15 protein-coding genes are annotated in these 17,175 nt (G+C 68.8%); 8 read left to right on the top strand and 7 right to left on the bottom strand.

Annotation, left to right across the window (positions count from 1 at the left end; translation table 11 throughout):
- Window positions 1–3: 3 nt before the first annotated feature.
- Both QC765_RS03840 and QC765_RS03835 read right to left on the bottom strand, forming a co-directional pair.
- A complete protein-coding gene (locus tag QC765_RS03840) occupies window positions 4–987 on the bottom strand; it encodes an Acg family FMN-binding oxidoreductase (RefSeq protein ID WP_278313082.1) in 984 nt (327 codons plus the stop codon).
- A gap of 38 nt (window positions 988–1,025) precedes the next feature.
- Entirely contained in the window at window positions 1,026–1,901 is an 876-nt protein-coding gene (locus QC765_RS03835; RefSeq protein WP_278313081.1) for a nitroreductase family protein, read from the bottom strand.
- A 224-nt stretch (window positions 1,902–2,125) separates the two neighbouring features.
- Here QC765_RS03835 and QC765_RS03830 point away from each other — a divergent pair, with 224 nt between their 5' ends.
- The 6 genes from QC765_RS03830 to QC765_RS03805 all read left to right on the top strand — a co-directional run bounded on the left by QC765_RS03830 (window position 2,126) and on the right by QC765_RS03805 (window position 7,605).
- Entirely contained in the window at window positions 2,126–3,166 is a 1,041-nt protein-coding gene (locus QC765_RS03830) for a nucleoside hydrolase (protein ID WP_278313080.1), read from the top strand.
- Window positions 3,153–3,779 carry a hypothetical protein gene (locus tag QC765_RS03825; RefSeq protein WP_278313079.1) on the top strand — a complete coding sequence of 209 codons (627 nt, stop codon included), beginning with the start codon at window positions 3,153–3,155 and terminating at the stop codon, window positions 3,777–3,779. Before QC765_RS03830 ends, QC765_RS03825 begins: the two co-directional genes overlap by 14 nt.
- Window positions 3,780–3,898: 119 nt before the next feature.
- Window positions 3,899–4,687, top strand: a complete 789-nt coding sequence (locus tag QC765_RS03820; RefSeq protein WP_278313078.1) for a histidine kinase — start codon at window positions 3,899–3,901, stop codon at window positions 4,685–4,687.
- Window positions 4,680–5,417, top strand: coding sequence for an energy-coupling factor transporter transmembrane component T (locus QC765_RS03815; RefSeq protein WP_278313077.1), 738 nt, complete (start codon window positions 4,680–4,682; stop codon window positions 5,415–5,417). Before QC765_RS03820 ends, QC765_RS03815 begins: the two co-directional genes overlap by 8 nt.
- The gene (locus QC765_RS03810) at window positions 5,414–7,138 is read left to right on the top strand and encodes an ABC transporter ATP-binding protein (protein WP_278313076.1); all 1,725 of its coding nucleotides are present in this window, start codon (window positions 5,414–5,416) and stop codon (window positions 7,136–7,138) included. Before QC765_RS03815 ends, QC765_RS03810 begins: the two co-directional genes overlap by 4 nt.
- A gap of 170 nt (window positions 7,139–7,308) precedes the next feature.
- Entirely contained in the window at window positions 7,309–7,605 is a 297-nt protein-coding gene (locus QC765_RS03805; protein ID WP_278313075.1) for a helix-turn-helix transcriptional regulator, read from the top strand.
- A 5-nt stretch (window positions 7,606–7,610) separates the two neighbouring features.
- Here the strand turns inward: QC765_RS03805 and meaB are convergent, their stop codons facing one another.
- Genes meaB through QC765_RS03790 form a run of 3 tightly spaced genes read right to left on the bottom strand, consistent with a single transcriptional unit; the run spans window position 7,611 to window position 12,753 of the window.
- Complete coding sequence (gene meaB / locus QC765_RS03800; RefSeq protein ID WP_278313074.1) at window positions 7,611–8,588, bottom strand: methylmalonyl Co-A mutase-associated GTPase MeaB; 978 nt, start codon at window positions 8,586–8,588, stop codon at window positions 7,611–7,613.
- A 2-nt stretch (window positions 8,589–8,590) separates the two neighbouring features.
- Entirely contained in the window at window positions 8,591–10,867 is a 2,277-nt protein-coding gene (scpA, locus tag QC765_RS03795; protein WP_278313073.1) for a methylmalonyl-CoA mutase, read from the bottom strand.
- On the bottom strand, window positions 10,864–12,753 hold the full coding sequence (locus QC765_RS03790) for a methylmalonyl-CoA mutase family protein (protein WP_278313072.1): 1,890 nt from the start codon (window positions 12,751–12,753) through the stop codon (window positions 10,864–10,866). Before QC765_RS03790 ends, scpA begins: the two co-directional genes overlap by 4 nt.
- A 167-nt stretch (window positions 12,754–12,920) precedes the next feature.
- On the opposite strand from QC765_RS03790, the gene QC765_RS03785 reads away from it, so the two are divergent.
- The gene (locus tag QC765_RS03785; protein WP_278313071.1) at window positions 12,921–13,646 is read left to right on the top strand and encodes a TVP38/TMEM64 family protein; all 726 of its coding nucleotides are present in this window, start codon (window positions 12,921–12,923) and stop codon (window positions 13,644–13,646) included.
- A gap of 144 nt (window positions 13,647–13,790) precedes the next feature.
- A complete protein-coding gene (locus QC765_RS03780) occupies window positions 13,791–15,284 on the top strand; it encodes a flavin-containing monooxygenase (RefSeq protein WP_278313070.1) in 1,494 nt (497 codons plus the stop codon).
- Between the two features lie 232 nt (window positions 15,285–15,516).
- Here QC765_RS03780 and QC765_RS03775 read toward each other — a convergent pair whose 3' ends face one another.
- Both QC765_RS03775 and QC765_RS03770 read right to left on the bottom strand, forming a co-directional pair.
- Entirely contained in the window at window positions 15,517–16,677 is a 1,161-nt protein-coding gene (locus QC765_RS03775; protein WP_278313069.1) for an SPFH domain-containing protein, read from the bottom strand.
- Complete coding sequence (locus tag QC765_RS03770; protein ID WP_278313068.1) at window positions 16,677–17,108, bottom strand: NfeD family protein; 432 nt, start codon at window positions 17,106–17,108, stop codon at window positions 16,677–16,679. The genes QC765_RS03775 and QC765_RS03770 overlap by 1 nt, the downstream gene beginning before the upstream one ends.
- Window positions 17,109–17,175 lie beyond the last annotated feature (67 nt).

The raw sequence follows: 17,175 nt of genomic DNA, 5'->3' as shown, positions 1-17,175 counted from the left end.
CCTCTACTCGGTCTCCAGGGTGTCCTCGAGCCGCCGCCGCGGAACTGGTGGCAGTGCCGGTCCGCTCGCGAGGCCCAGGCGTACCGCGACCTGCGGCAGCGCCAGGGAGGGCCCGGATCGCGCGGCTGCCTGGTGGACGAGGTCCCGAGGCCCAGGTTCCTCGGTGATGTGGGTGAGCGTGCATGTCGCCACCCCTCGTGCCGTGGCCTCGAGCAGCACAGCGGAGAGCGCCTGCCCCGCCATCAGCCACTCGGTCGGCGAGTCCCCGGCAGTCGCGAGAACGAGGATCCGAGCGCCGTCGTTCGTGCTGGTGGCCGCGAGCGTGCCGCGCTCGGTCTGGAAGTCTCGGCCCGCGGCATTGCCAGTGCCCGGGCGGGGCAGCGCCGTGGCCGGGATGCCTTCGTCGCGGGTCCGCGCGCCGATCCACCAGTGAGTGTCGTGCTGGTAGTCGGTGTCGTACCGGTGCTGGGCGGTGACCATGCCGGATGCCTGCGTGATCAATGGCAGCAGGTCGTGGTCGATGAGGGTGCTGGAGACGCCGAGCTCGTGGGCAGCGGTGGCGAGCGTGGCCGCGAGAGCATCGAGCGTGGTCGGCTCGATCGGCCGGTAGGGGCGGCGATCGCTGCGGCGCTGTGGGATGGCGGCCACGATCCGGGCCACGCGCGGATCAGGACGATCGAGCGGGACGGCGGTGACCTCGGCCAGGATCCGGGGATCCTGGCCAGGCATCGGGTGGACGCGCGTCTCCCAGCCGGCGGCACGCAGCGAGGCGCGGGCATGGTGCAGGGCCGCGCCGCAGCTGATGATCGCCTGGCGCCCGTGGGGGTCCGCGTGACGTAGCGTCCGCAGTTCGTCGAGGCGCAGGCGCAGGACGCGCCCATCAGTGGTCCATTGCCAGGGCTGCGAGTTGTGGATCGAGGGCGCGCTTCGTGATTGATCGACGGCCGAGCGGAGTTCCGCGAGGCCGGGGGTGTGAAGCGTGTTCATCGGAATGCCTTCCGGAGAGCAGGGATGAGGCCTATTGGTCAACGGCATTGCAGGAGGTCATGCACGGCCCGCCGATTGGTTCGCGGTAGTGCCGGGTAGCGGCGTATCCCGATCCGGATCACTGCTTGCGCATGATGCAAAGCGCCCTCGCTCCAGCCCTCGCTCCAGCCGTCGCTGGAGTGGCAGCGGCGGGCCTCGCGGGCAATGTCTTCCCGATCGGCGAGGTCAACGACCGGGCACGTGGCGAGCCCATGGGAGGTAGCGACGAGCAGGGCCTCGGAGAGTGCCTCCCCCGCGCGAAGCCAGTCCCGCGGGGTGTCATGGCGGGTGGTGAGCACAGCAAGCGCGGAGTAGTCGGGATCCATGCCCCAGTGCCCGAGCCGCTCGGTGCGCAGGGGCAGTCGCGCGGAGGGCACGATGAGGTATGCGGAATGGTCGTCAAGGATCGTGATTCCCACGCCATGCTGCTTGGTGCTCGAGCGCAGCGCGGCGAACACCCCATGATCGTGGGCGGGGGCGGCCAGTGGCCTTGTCTCGGTGCGGCGCTGCTCGATCGCCAGGAACATCGCCATGTCGCGCGGGCTGATCACGCGGCGCGGCACGAGCCGCACTGTCGCCACGAGCGTGTCGCTGGGCCCGCGGGGGAAGCGCTGCACCGCGCCGTCCCAGCCTTGTCCGAGCAACGCGACCAGGCCGTGGTGAAGGGCAACGCCGCAGCTGAGGGTGGTGAGCCTGCCGAGCGGGTCCCGGACACCAGACATCCGCTCGGGATCCGCGCTCAGGTGCAGTCCCTTGGCGTCGAAGCGCCACTGCCAGGGCTGCCGGTTCCATACCGAGGGCGCGTGGCGGGCGATCCCGAGGGCGTCCTGCACGCTGGGGGCAGGCTTTGTCGTGGGCACGTCGATGTGTGGCATCGTGTTCTCCCCGGATGTTGCGACGCGGCGCGCCCTGGTGGTCCTGTCACTCTCCAGGGTCGCTCGCTCGGCGCCCCTCCCGACACGGGAGAAAGTCACCGCCGCGCCCCCCGGTATTCCCCAGTGCCAGGGACCTTCGGCCACCATTGGACCCGCATGGCCTGGTGACCGGCGCTCCCCGCCATCTCGTAGGATGCGAGTGGCCACGCGGGAAGGAATGAATCATGCGCCAGCAGCTAATGATCGACCTCGATACGGGCATCGATGATTCGCTCGCGCTGGTCTACCTGCTGGCCTCGCCGGAGGCCCGGATCCGGGGCATCGCCTCCACTGGCGGCAATGTGACCGCGCGACAGGTCGCGGCGAACAACCTGGCCTGGCTTGATCTGTGCGAAGCGCCGGATATCCCGGTGGCACTGGGGGCAGGGGCGCCGATCCTCGATGACCTGCGCACCAGCGAGGAAACCCACGGCCCGCAGGGCATCGGCTACGCCGAGCTGCCGGCGGCCCGGCGAGAGCTGTCCCCGCTCACCGCGGCCGAGCTGTGGGTGGAGCAGGCGCGCGCGCACGAGGGAGCTCTCGTCGGCCTTGTGACAGGTCCGCTGACGAATCTCGCGCTCGCCCTCGACCTCGAGCCGCGGCTGCCGGAGATGCTTTCCCGGTTGGTGATCATGGGCGGGGCATTCCACCATCCCGGCAACACCACCCCGACCACCGAGTGGAACATCTCGGTCGACCCGGAAGCGGCGAAGCAGGTGTTCGATGCGTTCGGCGCGGCCGAGACCCATCCGCTGCCGATCGTCTGCCCGCTCGATCTGACCGAGCGCATCATCCTGCTCCCCGAGCACGTCAGCGCGCTCGCCGAGGTGGCGGGCGCGCCGGGCGAGCGCATCGTGGCCGACGACCCGCTCGGGGAGCGCTCCACGTCCCCCAACCCGATCATCCGGCACCTCGCCGATGCGATCCGGTTCTACATGGAGTTCCATCGGGCCTACGACCAGGGCTTCATCGCGCACATGCACGATCCGTTCGCCGCGGCGGTCGCCCTGAACCCGCTCTGGGCGAGGACCCGCGCGGCCACGGTGGACGTGGAGCTGGCGGGAACCATCACGCGCGGCACGACCGTCGCGGACTGGGCAGGCATGTGGGGCCGGCATCCCAACGCCGACATCGCCACCGATACCGATCCGGAGGCGTTCCTCGCGCACCTCGTGCAGCGCGTGGGCAGCTTCGCGGCATCGTTGACGGCTGATGGGCAGCGCTGAGCCGGACGGCCCCCGGCCGCCGTCCGGCGATGACCGCGTCGAGCGATGGGAGCAATCCCTCGCCCTGCCCGTGCTGGTGGCAGCACTCGTCTCGGTGCCGGCGGTATTCCTGACCCTCATCGACGGCCCGCTGGCAACCCTGGGGCACATCGTCAACTGGCTCACCGCGCTGGTGATCGTGGGCGAGTCGCTGGTGCTGATGATGGTAAGCGGGGACGCCTGGCGCTGGGCCACCCGGCACAAGTGGACCTTGCTGCTCACAGCGGCGATGATCCCAGCGGTGGTGCTGGCCATCGGGCCGCTGCAGATCGTGCGCGCGATCGCGTGGCTCGGCGCGCTGCGTATCCTGCGCGTCTCGCGCATCATCAAGGCGGGGCGGATCATGCAGCAGCGCACTGGCATGGGCCGGCGCTCGGGCACCGTTGTGATCGCGGGACTGACCGTGGTGGCGACGGTGTTCGTCGTGTTCGCGCTCGCCGATCCTGGCAGCGGCACCCGGCAGGCCGCGTCCTGGGTGCTCGACAACCTTGGCCCGGTCCCGGCCATCGTGGCTGGGCTGATCGTCTTCGCGACGACCCTGGTGACCTTGCGCTACCGGCAGCGGCGCAGCTAGTCCCCCGCGCTCGCCGCGGGTGTCCGGTTCAGCTGCGGTGCTGCTATCATTCTCCACGCCGTCGGGGCAGCGGCGGCCTGGACAAGACCGCATTGTCGTCGAGCCGAGCAGGAGTGGACGTGGCCGCCCCGAACCAGATCCTTCCCCGTCATCGCGCGAGCATGTTGCTCGGCGCTGGCATCATCGTCACCACCTACTTGTACCTGGTGCTGCTGCGCCCCGAGGGCCTCCCCGATGGTGCCGGCGCGGCAAGCGTGATCGCGCTCGTCGGCAATATCGCGGGCGCGCTGCTGCTCCTCGCCGGGGTGATCCACCGGCTGCCGCTCACGACGGTCGCGCTGATCCCGAGCGCGATCGCGCTGAACATCGTCATGGGCCAGATCACCTCGCAGCTGGGAATCAACCTATATCTGGATTCGCTCGGCACGGTCCTCGTCGGTGCGCTCGCGGGCCCGGCAGCGGGCATCGCGGCAGGCGTGCTCGGCAACGTCGTCTGGGGCGTGACACTTGCGCCCGTGGCCACCGCCTTCGCCTCGGTGGCCGCCCTCACCGGCGCGATCGCCGGATACATGGCCCGGGCGGGGCTGTTCCGCCGCATCTGGACCGCCCCGATCGCGGGCGCGCTGACAGGGGTGGTGACCGCGCTTGTGGCCGCGCCCATCGCGGCGTTCGCGTTCGGTGGAACCACTGGGGGCGGCGCGACGGCCGCGGTCGCCGCGCTCCGCGCGATGGGGTCGAGCCTGCTCCAGGCAACCACGCTGCAGGGCCTGATGTTCGATCCGCTGGACAAGGCGATCATCTTCACCGTCGCGGCGCTGGTCCTCGCAGCGCTGCCACAGCGCGTGCTCGCCCAGTTCGGGCCCGCGATGACAAGACCGGCGCGCTCGCCGGATCCAGTCCATGGATGAGATGGGCTGGGCGCGGCGCCGCCACCCCGTCCTGCTACTCATCGGCTTCCTGTGCTTGATCGTGCTGGTGTTCGTCACGCCGGTCTGGTGGGGGCTGCTTCCCGGGATGCTTGTCCTGGTCGTGCTGCTCGCGCGCTGCGGCCGAGCTAGTACCTGGGTAATCCTCGCCGCGCCGTTCGCCGTGCTGGCCTTCCTCCTGCAGGGCTTGTTCTATCCGGAGGGCGTCACCGAGCTGGCCAGCCTGGGTCCGGCCCGGGTGACCACGGAGGGCCTGGCGTTCGCGGCGCTGCTGAGCCTGCGCATCGGCACCAGCGTCGCCCTGTTCCTCGTGATCGGATCGGCAGTGACGCCCGCTCGGATGATGCCCGCGCTGACAAGCGTCGGAGTGAGCCCGCGGATCAGCTACATCGTGATGTCCAGCGTCACCCTTGTCCCGGAACTGCGCGATCATGCCACGACCGTGCTGGACGCCCAGCGTGCCCGTGGCCTGCGGACCCACGGCGGCCCGGTGCATCGCCTCCGGATCATCGCCCGAGTCGCATTGCCGGTGGTCCTGCGCATCATCGCGCAGTCCGGGGAGAGGGCCTTCATGCTGGAGCAACGCGGCTTCGGCGCCGCGCGACGGCCAACGACCTACCGGTCCCTCGAGTTCCCCCAATGGGAGCGGCTCGCGTGCGTGCTGCTGGTTTCCCTGACTATCGCCGTGGTGATCGTGCTGGTGGCGGGATGACCCTGATGATCCATGTGACGGGCCTGTCGTACGAGTACCCCCACTCGAATGGCCCCGCCCTCGACGAACTCGGGCTGAGCGCGGAGAGGGGCAGCTGCACCGGGATCATCGGTGCCAACGGCAGCGGCAAGACGACCCTGGCGCGGCTCACCGCGGGCTGGCACGGGCATGGCCTGCTCGGGGGCACCATCACTATCGCGGGACACGACATCCACGCGATGTCGTTGCGCGAGCGCGCCGGGCTGGTCGGGTTCGTCGGCGACAATGCCGCCACCCAGCTGACCGGCATCACCGATACGGTGGAGGACGAGATCGCGTTCGGTCTCGAGCAGCGCGGCATCGCCCGCCGCGTGATGCGCGAGCGCGTCGCCGCCATTGCCGACGCGCTGCAGATCGAGCACCTGCTCCCCCGGCATCCGCGCGCCCTCTCCGGTGGCGAGCAGCAGTGCGTTGCCATTGCCGCGATCCTGGTAGCTCGTCCCCAGGTGCTGGTGCTCGACGAGCCGACGACGATGCTCGACCCCCACGGCCGGGAACGCGTCTCCGAGCTCCTGCACCTGGCGCGAAAGGCAGGGACGACCATCCTGCTGGTCGAGAATGATCCAGTGCTGCTCGCCGAGCATGCCAGCACCATCGCGGTGCTCAGCGGGGGCCGTGTCGCCGCGACCGGAGCCGCTCGGGAGATCCTGGGCTCCCCCGAGCTTGCATCCACGGGCGCGCGGCCCAGCCGTTACAGCATCGCGGCCCAGCTCGCGGACCTCCCGGCGCGGCCGCTTCCCGTGACGCTGCAGGACGCCAAGGCGGTGTTCGCGCCGTACCGGCTGCGCGACAAGGAGCCGGATCATCCGGAGCGCATCGATGGCGATCACGCTCTCGACCGGGACCGCGGCGTGTCGATCGAGCTCGAGGGGGCCGTCGTCGATCATGGCGGGGTCGCTCCCGCTCTCGATCGGGTGTCGCTGTTGATCCCCGACGGCAACCGGCTCGCCATCGTGGGCCGCAACGGCGCCGGCAAATCGACGCTCGCCGCGCTGCTCAACGGCACGGTGCTGCCCGCTTCAGGGACAGTCCGCGTGGGTGGGCTCGATACCCGCGAAGCTCCCGTGCATCGGCTGGCTCAGCGCGTGGGCATCGTCATGCAGGATCCCGATGCGCAACTGTTCGCCCATACGGTCCTCGACGAGGTGGAGTTCGGGCCGCGCGCGTGCGGTTTCCATGATGCGAGCGATCGTGTCGCGGAGGCGCTGCACCTCACGGGGCTGGCAGGGCAGGAGCGCGCGCATCCGCACGATCTCGGACGGGCGGGGCGGCTGATGCTCGCGCTCGCCTGCGTCCTGGCGATGCGTACTCCCGTCGTGGTGCTCGATGAGCCGACGGTGGGACTCGATGCCGGTGACCTCGCCCGGCTCGAGATGGTGCTCGGTGTGCTCCGCGAGCAGCGGCGCACCGTGGTGATCATCACCCATGATGTGGATTTCGCGGTCGAGCAGTGCGATCGTCTAGTGCTGCTCCACCAGGGCCGGGTCGTGGCGGATCGGCCCGTGGCGGCGATGGTGGGGCGAGGCCTGCTCGCTGAGATCTATGGGAGAGCTCCTCAGCTCGCGACGCTCGCGGGGGAGCTGGATTGGCCGTGGTTCCCGCGCACGCCCGAGGAGCTCGCGGCGGCGCTAGCACCAAGCACGCCCGGCATGGACGATCAGCCACGCCCTCGTCCTCAGTGAGCATGCCCGGGCACCCCCGTTCATCAGCGATGACGCCGTCATCTGCATCGACGTCATACGAGGCTGTATTGACTTCGTATGGGCAATTCGTACACGATTGAAGTCCGATTCGTCCGTGGCCGATAGTGGGGACAGATACCGCAAAACGCCCATCCTGGAAAGGCCTAGCGATGATAAGCCTCACCACGTTCCCCCCGGCACCGCCCCGCGACAACGATGACGAGGAGAACGTCGCGCGACCCCGGCCTAGCCTGTCCAAGCGCGAGGAGGAGGTCCTGCTCGCCTGGATCAAGGCCGACACGAAGGATGAGGTCTCCGGTGAGCTCAACGTCGCGATCGGCACCATCAACACCTACCTCGCCCGGGTACGCGCCAAGTACGCCGCAGTGGGAAGGCCCGCGAGCACCAAGGCAGCGCTGCTCGCCCGCGTGCTGCAGGACGGCATGATCGACCTCGACGATCTGTGACAGCGTCAGGTTGTGCCGTCGAAGGCATCCAGGATGCGCTGCGCGCCCAGCGCAGCAGTCAGCTCGCCGCCGCGCACGGCTGCTTCCACCTCGCCGCGCATGCTCTTCACGGCCGGGTTCTCGGCGAGCCGCTGCAGGAGCTGATCGTGCACCATCGTCCAGGTCCAGTCGACCTGCTGCTGGCTGCGCCGCTCGTCGAACACACCAGCCTCGGTGAGGGTGCGGCGGTGGCGCTGCACGGTCTCCCAGAAGGTGTCGATGCCCGAGTCCTCGAGCGCGCTCATCGTCAGCACGGGAGGCTGCCAGAGCGACCCCCGCGGGTGGATCAGCCGCATCGCCCCGGCAAGCTCGCGGGCCGCCTTCCTTGCATCGCGCTCGTGCGGCCCGTCTGCCTTGTTCACCGCGACCACGTCGGCGAGCTCGAGGACACCCTTCTTGATGCCCTGTAGCTGGTCGCCGGTGCGGGCGAGGGTGAGGAAGGTAAAGCAATCGACCATGTTGGCGACCGTCACCTCGGACTGCCCGACTCCAACGGTCTCGACGAGAATGACGTCATAGCCCGCGGCCTCGACGAGCACCATGGTCTCGCGCGTGGCCTTGGCGACGCCGCCTAGCGTCCCCGCGGTCGGGGACGGACGGATATAGGCATCCGGCTCCACGGAGAGGCGGGCCATGCGGGTCTTGTCGCCGAGGATGGAGCCACCGGTGCGGGTGGAGGAGGGATCCACCGCGAGGACCGCGACCCGGTGCCCCTTGCCGATCAGCTGCATGCCGAGGGCATCGATGAAGGTGGACTTGCCCACGCCTGGAACGCCGGTGATGCCGACGCGGTAGGCGCTGCCGGAGCCGGGCAGCAGCTTCAGCAGGAGCTGCTGGGCCTGGTCGCGATGATCGCGGCGGGTGGATTCAACGAGAGTGATGGCGCGGGCGAGGTCGGCGCGCCGACCATCCCGGATGGCATCGGCGAGTGCGTCGGCATCCATGCTCAGGCGGGCTCGCTCGTCGCGTGGCCGAGCTGGCGGGCGAGCTTGCCGAGCAGATCCACCGCGGCATCGGCGATGACGGTGCCGGGCGGGAAGATCGCGGCCGCGCCCGCCTCGTAGAGCTCGTCGAAATCGCCGGGCGGGATCACGCCACCCACGACGATCATGATGTCGGGCCGCCCCACCGAGGTGAGCGCATCGCGCAGCGCGGGCACGAGCGTGAGGTGACCGGCCGCGAGCGAGGAGACCCCGACGACATGCACGTCGTTGTCGGCGGCCTGCTGAGCGACCTCCTCGGGCGTCTGGAACAGGGGGCCCACATCAACGTCGAAGCCAAGGTCGGCGAAGGCAGTAGCAATGACCTTCTGGCCGCGATCGTGTCCGTCCTGGCCCATCTTCGCGACGAGCACGCGCGGCCGCCGACCCTCCTCGTCAGCGAAGCGCTGCACGACCTCCATCGCCCGGGACACATTGCTCACGTTGCCTGCCTCGTCCTTGTACACGCCACTGAGGGTGCGGATCTCGGCCTGGTGGCGGCCGAAGGCCTTCTCGAGCGCGTCGGAGATCTCGCCGACGGTGGCCTTCGCGCGGGCAGCTTCGATGGCGAGCGCGAGCAGGTTCAGCTCGAGGCCCTCGCCCTCGCTGGGGTGCCCGGCGGCGAAGGTGAGCTTCTCGAGGGCTGCCTGGACCGCGGCGGGGTCACGATCGGCACGGAGCTTCTCGAGCTTGTCGAGCTGCTCGCGGCGCACCCGCGAGTTCTCCACCTTGAGGACCTCGACAGGGTGGTCCTCCGGCACCTGGTACTTGTTGACACCGATCACCGGCTGGCGACCAGAGTCGATGCGCGCCTGCGTGCGGGCCGCGGCCTCCTCGATGCGCAGCTTGGGGATGCCCTCGCTGATTGCCTGCGCCATGCCGCCGTGCTCGGCGACCTCCGCGATGTGGGCGCGGGCCTTCTTCGCGAGCTCATGGGTGAGCCACTCGACGTAGTAGGAGCCGCCCCACGGGTCGATCGGCCGCGTGGTGCCGGATTCCTGCTGCAGCAGCAGCTGCGTGTTTCGCGCGATGCGGGCGGAGAAGTCCGTCGGCAGGGCCAGCGCTTCATCGAGGGCGTTGGTGTGCAGCGACTGGGTGTGCCCCTGGGTGGCGGCCATGGCCTCGATGCAGGTGCGGGCCACGTTGTTGTACACATCCTGCGCGGTCAGCGACCAGCCGGAGGTCTGCGAGTGGGTACGCAGCGACAGTGACTTGGGGTTCTTCGCATCGAAGCCGGCGACGAGCTCGCTCCACAGCAGCCGCCCGGCGCGCAGCTTCGCGACCTCCATGAAGAAGTTCATCCCGATGCCCCAGAAGAAGGACAAGCGCGGCGCGAACGCGTCCACCTCGAGCCCGGCGGCCATGCCTGCCTTGATGTACTCGACACCGTCAGCGAGCGTGTAGGCAAGCTCGAGGTCGGCGGTGGCCCCGGCCTCCTGGATGTGATAGCCGGAGATGGAGATCGAGTTGAACCGTGGCATCCGCTGGCTGGTGTAAGCGAAGATGTCGGAGATGATCCGCATCGACGGCTGCGGCGGATAGATGTAGGTGTTGCGGACCATGAACTCCTTGAGGATGTCGTTCTGGATGGTCCCGGCAAGCTTCTCCGGTGGCACGCCCTGCTCCTCGGCGGCCACCACATACAGCGCGAGGATCGGCAGCACCGCGCCGTTCATGGTCATCGACACCGACACGCTGCCGAGATCGATGCCATCGAACAGCTGGCGCATATCGAGGATCGAGTCGATCGCTACCCCGGCCATGCCAACGTCGCCCTGCACGCGCGGATGGTCCGAGTCATAGCCGCGGTGGGTGGCGAGGTCGAACGCCACCGACAGGCCTTTCTGCCCGGCGGCGAGGTTGCGGCGGTAGAACGCGTTGGACTCCGCCGCGGTGGAGAATCCCGCGTACTGGCGGATCGTCCAGGGCTGGTTCACATACATCGTCGGGTAGGGGCCGCGGATGTAGGGGGCGGTCCCGGGCACGCTATCGACGGGGTAGCCATCGGCGGCAGCGGCGTCACGATCCTCCCGCGTGAACAGCGGCGGCACCGCGATTCCCTCGGGCGTGTGCCAGACGACATCCTCGGCCGTGTAGTTGTTCGCCCGCGCCGCGGCCGCCTCGTGCTCGCGCGCCTGCTGCGAGGTCGGGGCCTCGCTCGTCGAGCCAGGATCGCTCAGCGGGATGTCCTGGAACGAGGGGAACCCCTCGGGAGCGCCTGGCGTGGTTGGTGTGCTGGTCACTGGACCCCCAGTTGGTCGAGGAGCTCTGCGAGCGCGCGGGCCGCGTCCATGCGGGCGGAGACAAAACCGTCGGGCCGGGCATCTTCGGGCAGGTCGCTTGGCAGCGACCGGGCCGAGCCGGCGACGAGCACCGTACTGATGCCGCTTCCCCGGAGTGCCTTGATCGCCTCCGCCGCCTCCGTGCCATATCGGGAGTCGGTTCCGCACACGACCGCGATGGTGGTTCCTGCATCCGACGCGGCGGCGGGGAGCTGGTCGAGGCTGACCGGTCCCGGGTTGACGCCCTCGATGCCGCCGGCTGCGAGGAAGTTCATGACAAAAGTCGTGCGCACGTTGTGCTCGGCGAGCGGTCCCACTGGCGCGAGCACCACGCGCGGCCGCGAGCCGGTGCGGGCGAGGTGCGCATCGGAGCGGTCGCGCAATGTCTCGAACGGAGCCGCGTAGCGGTGCACCTGCTCACCGATCAGGGGCGTTCCGTCGCTCTCGTTGGTCGGCTTCTCGCCGAGGTCGGGGAACTCGCTGACACCGGTGATGCTCCAGCGCCGCTCCGCGACTGCTTGATCGCGCGTGCTGCGAGTAGCGGCGATCTGCTCGCCGAGCCAGCCCTCGGCAAGGGTGGACTCGAGGCCCCCGCGTCTTTCGATCTCCTGCAGGAAATCCCACGCTGTCGCGGCGATGGTGGCGGTGAGGCTCTCGACGAACCAGGATCCTGCGGCGGGATCGAGCACCCGGCCGAGATTGGATTCCTCGAGCAGAAGCAACTGGGTGTTGCGCGCAATGCGCTGGGCGAACGCCGCTGATACGCCCATCGCGCCGGGCGGCAGCGCGGCGTCGAATGGCTGGACGGTGACAAAGTCGGCGCCACCTACTCCTGCGCCGAACGCTGCCACGGTGCCCCGGAGCATGTTCACCCAGGGATCCCGCTGCGTCATCATCGCTGCGGAGGTCACCGCGTGCTGGGGCGCGCTGCCCGCCTCGGGCGCGCCGAGGACCTCAGCGATGCGTGCCCATGCTTGCCGTGCCGCGCGAAGCTTCGCGATCGACTGGAACTGGTCATCGGTGACCGAGAAGCGGAACTCGACCTGTGACAGTGCATCCGCGGCCGTCATTCCCGCTGCCATCATCGCCTGCACGTACGCGATGCCCGCCGCGCACGCGGCACCGACTTCCTGGCTGTCGGACGCCCCGGAATCGTGGAAGACCGTGGCATCAACGAGGAACGCGCGGATCTGCTCGCTGCGCGAGAGGGCGGCCTGCGCCAGCGATACCGCTGCGGCCACGTCGATCGATTTGCGGACAGCACCGGACTCGCGGGCGAAGGCCGTCGTCAACGGCGCGGCACCGAGGCTGATGCGTGCCGTGGCGCGATCGAACCGCTCATCGCGGCCACGCTCGTCGAGCAGCGACAGCAGGGCGTTGGCTGCCGCGGCCACCTCGGCCCCGGCGTCGAGCATCACCGGGGCGAGGTCGAGGTAGACCCCCTCGAGTACCCGCGCGAGCGAGTCGACCGTGATCGAGCCCTTGCCGATGACCAGCCACAACGCGGAAGCACCGTTCTCCAGCGCGCCCACCACGTCATCGTGCACGGAGGAACCGGTGCCGTCGAACCGGCAGGTTACGTGCCAGCCTCGGCTTGTATCGCGATGCGGATCAGTGCCCCGCACGAACGGGTGGGTGCCAGGCAGCGGAGGCTCGGGCAGCTCGTCAGCGCTCGTGTAGAGCGGGCGGATCCCGAAGCCGTCGAGAGTCTCGGTGACCAGGTGATCGTCCGGCGTGGCGCCAAAGTCCGCGGCTTCCTTGCGCTGTGCCTTGGCGAGCACTGCCGCGACCCCGCGCCGCCAGGACGCGAGATCCGGGCCCGCCTTCGGTGCATCGTCGACCGTCATTGTTGAGAGTCTAGTGCGCGGCGGGTTCCGCTTCGCAGCCCGCCTCTGGACGTGTCCCCAGCGCGCTGTTACCGCGAATTGCCGGGATGTGACATTTCCGACGATCGGGCGCAAAATCGCTGCTCACGGTTCCGCTGTTAACTATCCAGCACGTAAGGTTGGCTGCTATGGAGAGCAGTGGCGCGACAACGAGCCCGGGGAGCGACAGCACCCGGGACGGTGCCGCTGCCCAGCCCGTCCGCATCCCCATCGTGCGCGCCGCGCTCGCCACGGCTCTGCTCATCGCAGCAATCACCGCCTACGTCCTCGCGCCCACGCCAACCGTCATGGAGATGCGCGAATGGGCCGAGCAACTCGGTCCCTGGTTCCTTGCGCTGTTCGCGATCGTGAACCTCATCGCGATCCTGTTCCCCATCCCCCGCACCATCTTCACCGTCACCGGCGGAGTGCTTTTCGGCGTCGTGCCCGGGATCGTGCTCTCGATCGCCGTCGGCACGATCGCGGCGCTCATCGCGCTGGTCGCCGTCCGCTCCATCGCCCGCGACTACATCCAGCAACGCATCTCGCTGCGCGAGTTCCACGAGGTCAACGACCGCCTCGCCCGCCGCGGCTGGCTCGCCGTGGCCTCGCTGCGCCTGATCGCGCCTTTGCCATTCTCCGTCGTGAACTACGCCTGCGGCCTGTCCTCGATCAGGGTGGCCCCGTTCGCTCTCGCCACGGTCATCGGCATGCTTCCCGGCACCACGGGCGTCATCCTGCTCGCCGATGCCATGACCGGCACCACCAACCCGATCCTGCTGCTCGTCTCGTTGTGCCTCATCGGCCTCGGCGTGCTCGGGCTGCTGATCGATGCGCGCACCGCCGCTCCCGAGCCCCGCTCCGCCACCGCCTGAGCCGACCGCTCCGCGGCGATCTGGCCTAGCTATCCGGCTAGCTACCCGGCCCGGCCTTGGGTAGCTCGCCAATCCGGGCACGCGGCGCCGCCCTATCACTGACACTGGAGGGCAGGCACCCACGCGCAGGGAAAGGCACTCACCGTGACCACATCCAGCCCCGGCGGCACACCGCTGCCACCACACGCGACCGTCCTCATCGCCGGTGGCGGCTTCTCCGGCCTCGGCGCCGCCATCAAGTTCATGCACGAAGGCATCACTGACATCGTCGTCCTCGAGAAGGCCAGCGACGTCGGCGGCACCTGGCAGGCCAACTCCTACCCCGGCTGCGCCTGCGACGTCCCCTCCGTCCTGTACTCCTACTCGTTCGCGCAGAACCCCGACTGGAGCAGCAGCTTCTCGCCGCAGCCCGAGATCTACGCCTATCTCCAGCGCGTCGCCCGGCAGTACGGCGTCATGGACAAGGTCCGGCTCGGCACCACCCTCCAGGACGCCACCTGGGACGACACGACGAAATGCTGGCGGTTCACCACCAGCGCGGGCTCGATGACCGCCGACATCTTCATCAACGCCACCGGCCCCCTCTCCGAGGTCTCCATCCCCGAGATTCCCGGCACCGAGGACTTCGCCGGGGAGATGTTCCACTCCGCGCAGTGGAACCACGAGTACGACCTGCGGGGCAAGCGCGTCGCCGTCATCGGCACCGGCGCCTCCGCGATCCAGTTCGTGCCCGAGATCCAGCCCGACGTCGAGAGCATGGTGCTGTTCCAGCGCACCGCCCCCTGGATCCTCCCCCGCCGCGACCGCACCTTCTCCTCGTTCGAGAAAGCACTCTTCAAGCGCGTGCCCGCGATCCAGAGGCTCGCCCGCTACACCACCTACTGGTACCGCGAGAGCTACGTCATCGGCTTCACCCAGATCCGGCCCGCGCTGCGCATCGCCGAAGCGCTCGGACGGTGGAACATCCGCCGCCAGGTCCGCGACAAGAAGCTCCGCGAGAAGCTCACGCCGGACTTCCAGCTCGGCTGCAAGCGCGTCCTGATGTCCAACACCTATTACAAGGCCATCGACGCCGACAACAGCGACGTCCACACCAGCGGCATCCTGCGCATCACCGAGGACTCCGTCATCGCCGGGGACGGCACCGAGCACCCCGTTGACTGCATCATCTGGGGCACCGGGTTCCACGTCTCCGACACAGCCATCGCCCAGCACGTCCGCGGCCGCGACGGGCAAACCCTCGCGGAGGCCTGGCACGGCAGCCCCGAGGCGTACCTCGGCATCACCGTCCACGGGTTCCCCAACTACTTCCACATGGTGGGTCCCAACACCGGCCTCGGCCACAGCTCCATCGTGTTCATCATCGAGGCACAGCTGCGCTACATCCTCGATGCCGTCAAGCAGCTCCGGGACAATGATCTCGCTACCCTCGAGCCGCTGCCCGAGGCGCAGGACGAATGGGTCGACCTCGTGCAGAAGAAGTCCGAGGGCACTGTGTGGCTCGAAGGCGGCTGCAACAGCTGGTACATCGACGCCAAGGGCCGCAACTCCACCCTCTGGCCCGGATACACCTTCACCTATCGCAAGCTGACCGCCAAGGCGGACCCGGAGAAGCACGTCGCCGAGGCGCGCGTGTAGGAGCCTCGGCTGGCTGGTTGGTCTCGGTTGGCCTCGGTTGGCTGGTTGGTCTCGGTTGGCTGGTTGGCCTCGAATCAAGATCTGCTGGTCAATGTCACGCAGGGGCGCTCGTGTCGCGGCGTGTCGCGTGACATCTGCCCGCAGATTCTCGGGTGCGGAAAGCGCCGAGCCAGCTGGGCATCCTCAGCGGATGCGTCCAGCTGGCTCGATTCGCCAGGAAACGTGCCCCCAGCTACTCCTTCGGCGGCACGGGCGGCGCCCCGGCGATCCCACCGCTGAGCTCGGTCAAGCCCGCGGAGACGGGCTTCTGCGCCTCGGCCTCGGCGGCCCGTACCGCAGCGGTGATCGTTGGATCGGTGGTGATGTCGAACCAGTCCTCGATGCCCTCGGCATCTTCCTCGGGCTGCGGCAGGTTCTCCTCCACGGGGCTCGGCTCGAACCGGAACACCCCATCCTTGCCGGGCACACCCAGCTGCTTCGCGAAGGACTGCAGCGTGGCGTTGTAGTCGCTCGGCACGACCCACACCTTGTTGGCGTCTCCCTTGGCCATCTCCGGCAGCGTCTGCAGGTAGCGGAACGCCAGCAGCTCCGGGGTGGGGCGAGCCTTCTTGATCGCCGCGAACGTCTTCTCGATGGCCTTCGCCTCGCCCTGCGCCCGCAGGTACGCGGCGGCACGATCGCCCTGGGCGCGCAGGATCATGGATTGCCGCTCGCCCTCGGCGTCGAGGATCGAGGCTTGCTTCGAGCCCTCCGCCTGGAGGATCCGCGCCTGCTTGTCGCCCTCGGCGGTGCGGATCGCCGATTCCCGGTGCCCCTCGGCAGTGAGGATCGTCGCGCGCTTCTCGCGATCCGCCTTCATCTGCTTCTCCATCGACTCCTGCACGGAGGGTGGCGGATCGATCGACCGCAGTTCCACGCCGCCGACCTTCAGGCCCCAGCCGGACGTCTTCTCGTCGAGAGCGCCACTGAGCTGCTGGTTGATGACATCACGGGAGGTGAGCGTCTCCTCCAGCGTCATGCCGCCGACGACGTTGCGCAGCGTCGTGGTGGTGAGTTGCTCCACGCCGCCGATGTAGTTGTTGATGCCATACACAGCAGCGGACGGATCGGTGACCCGGAAGTACACGACCGTATCGATCATCAACCGCAGGTTGTCCTTGGTGATCGCTGACTGCGGCGGGAAGGACACCACCTGCTCGCGTGTATCAACCCGTGCTCGGATCCGGTCCGCGAACGGGATCAGGAAGTTCAGCCCGGAGATCGTGCGCGTGTACTTGCCGAAGCGCTCGACGACGGCCGCCTCGGCCTGGGGGATCAGCGCCACCGACTTTGCTAGCAACACCACCGCGAACAGAACGAGGACAAGGACTACAGCAAGAAGAGTGGCTTCCATCAGAGTTGCCTCCAAACGATGGCGGTGGAGCCCGTTATCTGGGCGACGTGTACTTGCGTGCCGGGCGGATAGGACTCCGTCGGGTCCAGCGGGCGCGCGGTCCACAGGTCACCGGACAGCCGTACTTGGCCGCTGGTAGCCGTGATCTCCTGCGTGACGGTCGCCGAGCGGCCCTCGAGCTCGGCCACGGTGCCCTCGACCGAGGGCTCTGAATGCAGCTTGCGCATCAGGACCGGGCGGACGACGCCAAGCAAGGCGACCGAGCTGCCCAGGAACACCGCGGCATCGACCCACAGCGGGAAATCCGTGACAGCGCTGAACCCAGCGGTGGCCAGGGCGCCACCCGCCAGCATGAGCAGGAAGAACTCGCCAACGACAAGCTCGGCGAGCGCAAGGAGCGCAGCACCGATGAACCAGAGTAGTGCGGTCACACTGTCCATCTAAGTGGTGCGTGGCCAATCCGGCAACCGGAGGAGCCACATGGGCGGGTGGAGGACA

Origin of the sequence: Hoyosella levis, from assembly GCF_026008515.1 — a bacterium.
Taxonomy (GTDB): Bacteria; Actinomycetota; Actinomycetes; order Mycobacteriales; family Mycobacteriaceae; genus Lolliginicoccus; species Lolliginicoccus levis.
Note: the sequence above shows the minus strand (reverse complement) of the source record. Positions and strands in the feature narration are given on the sequence as shown.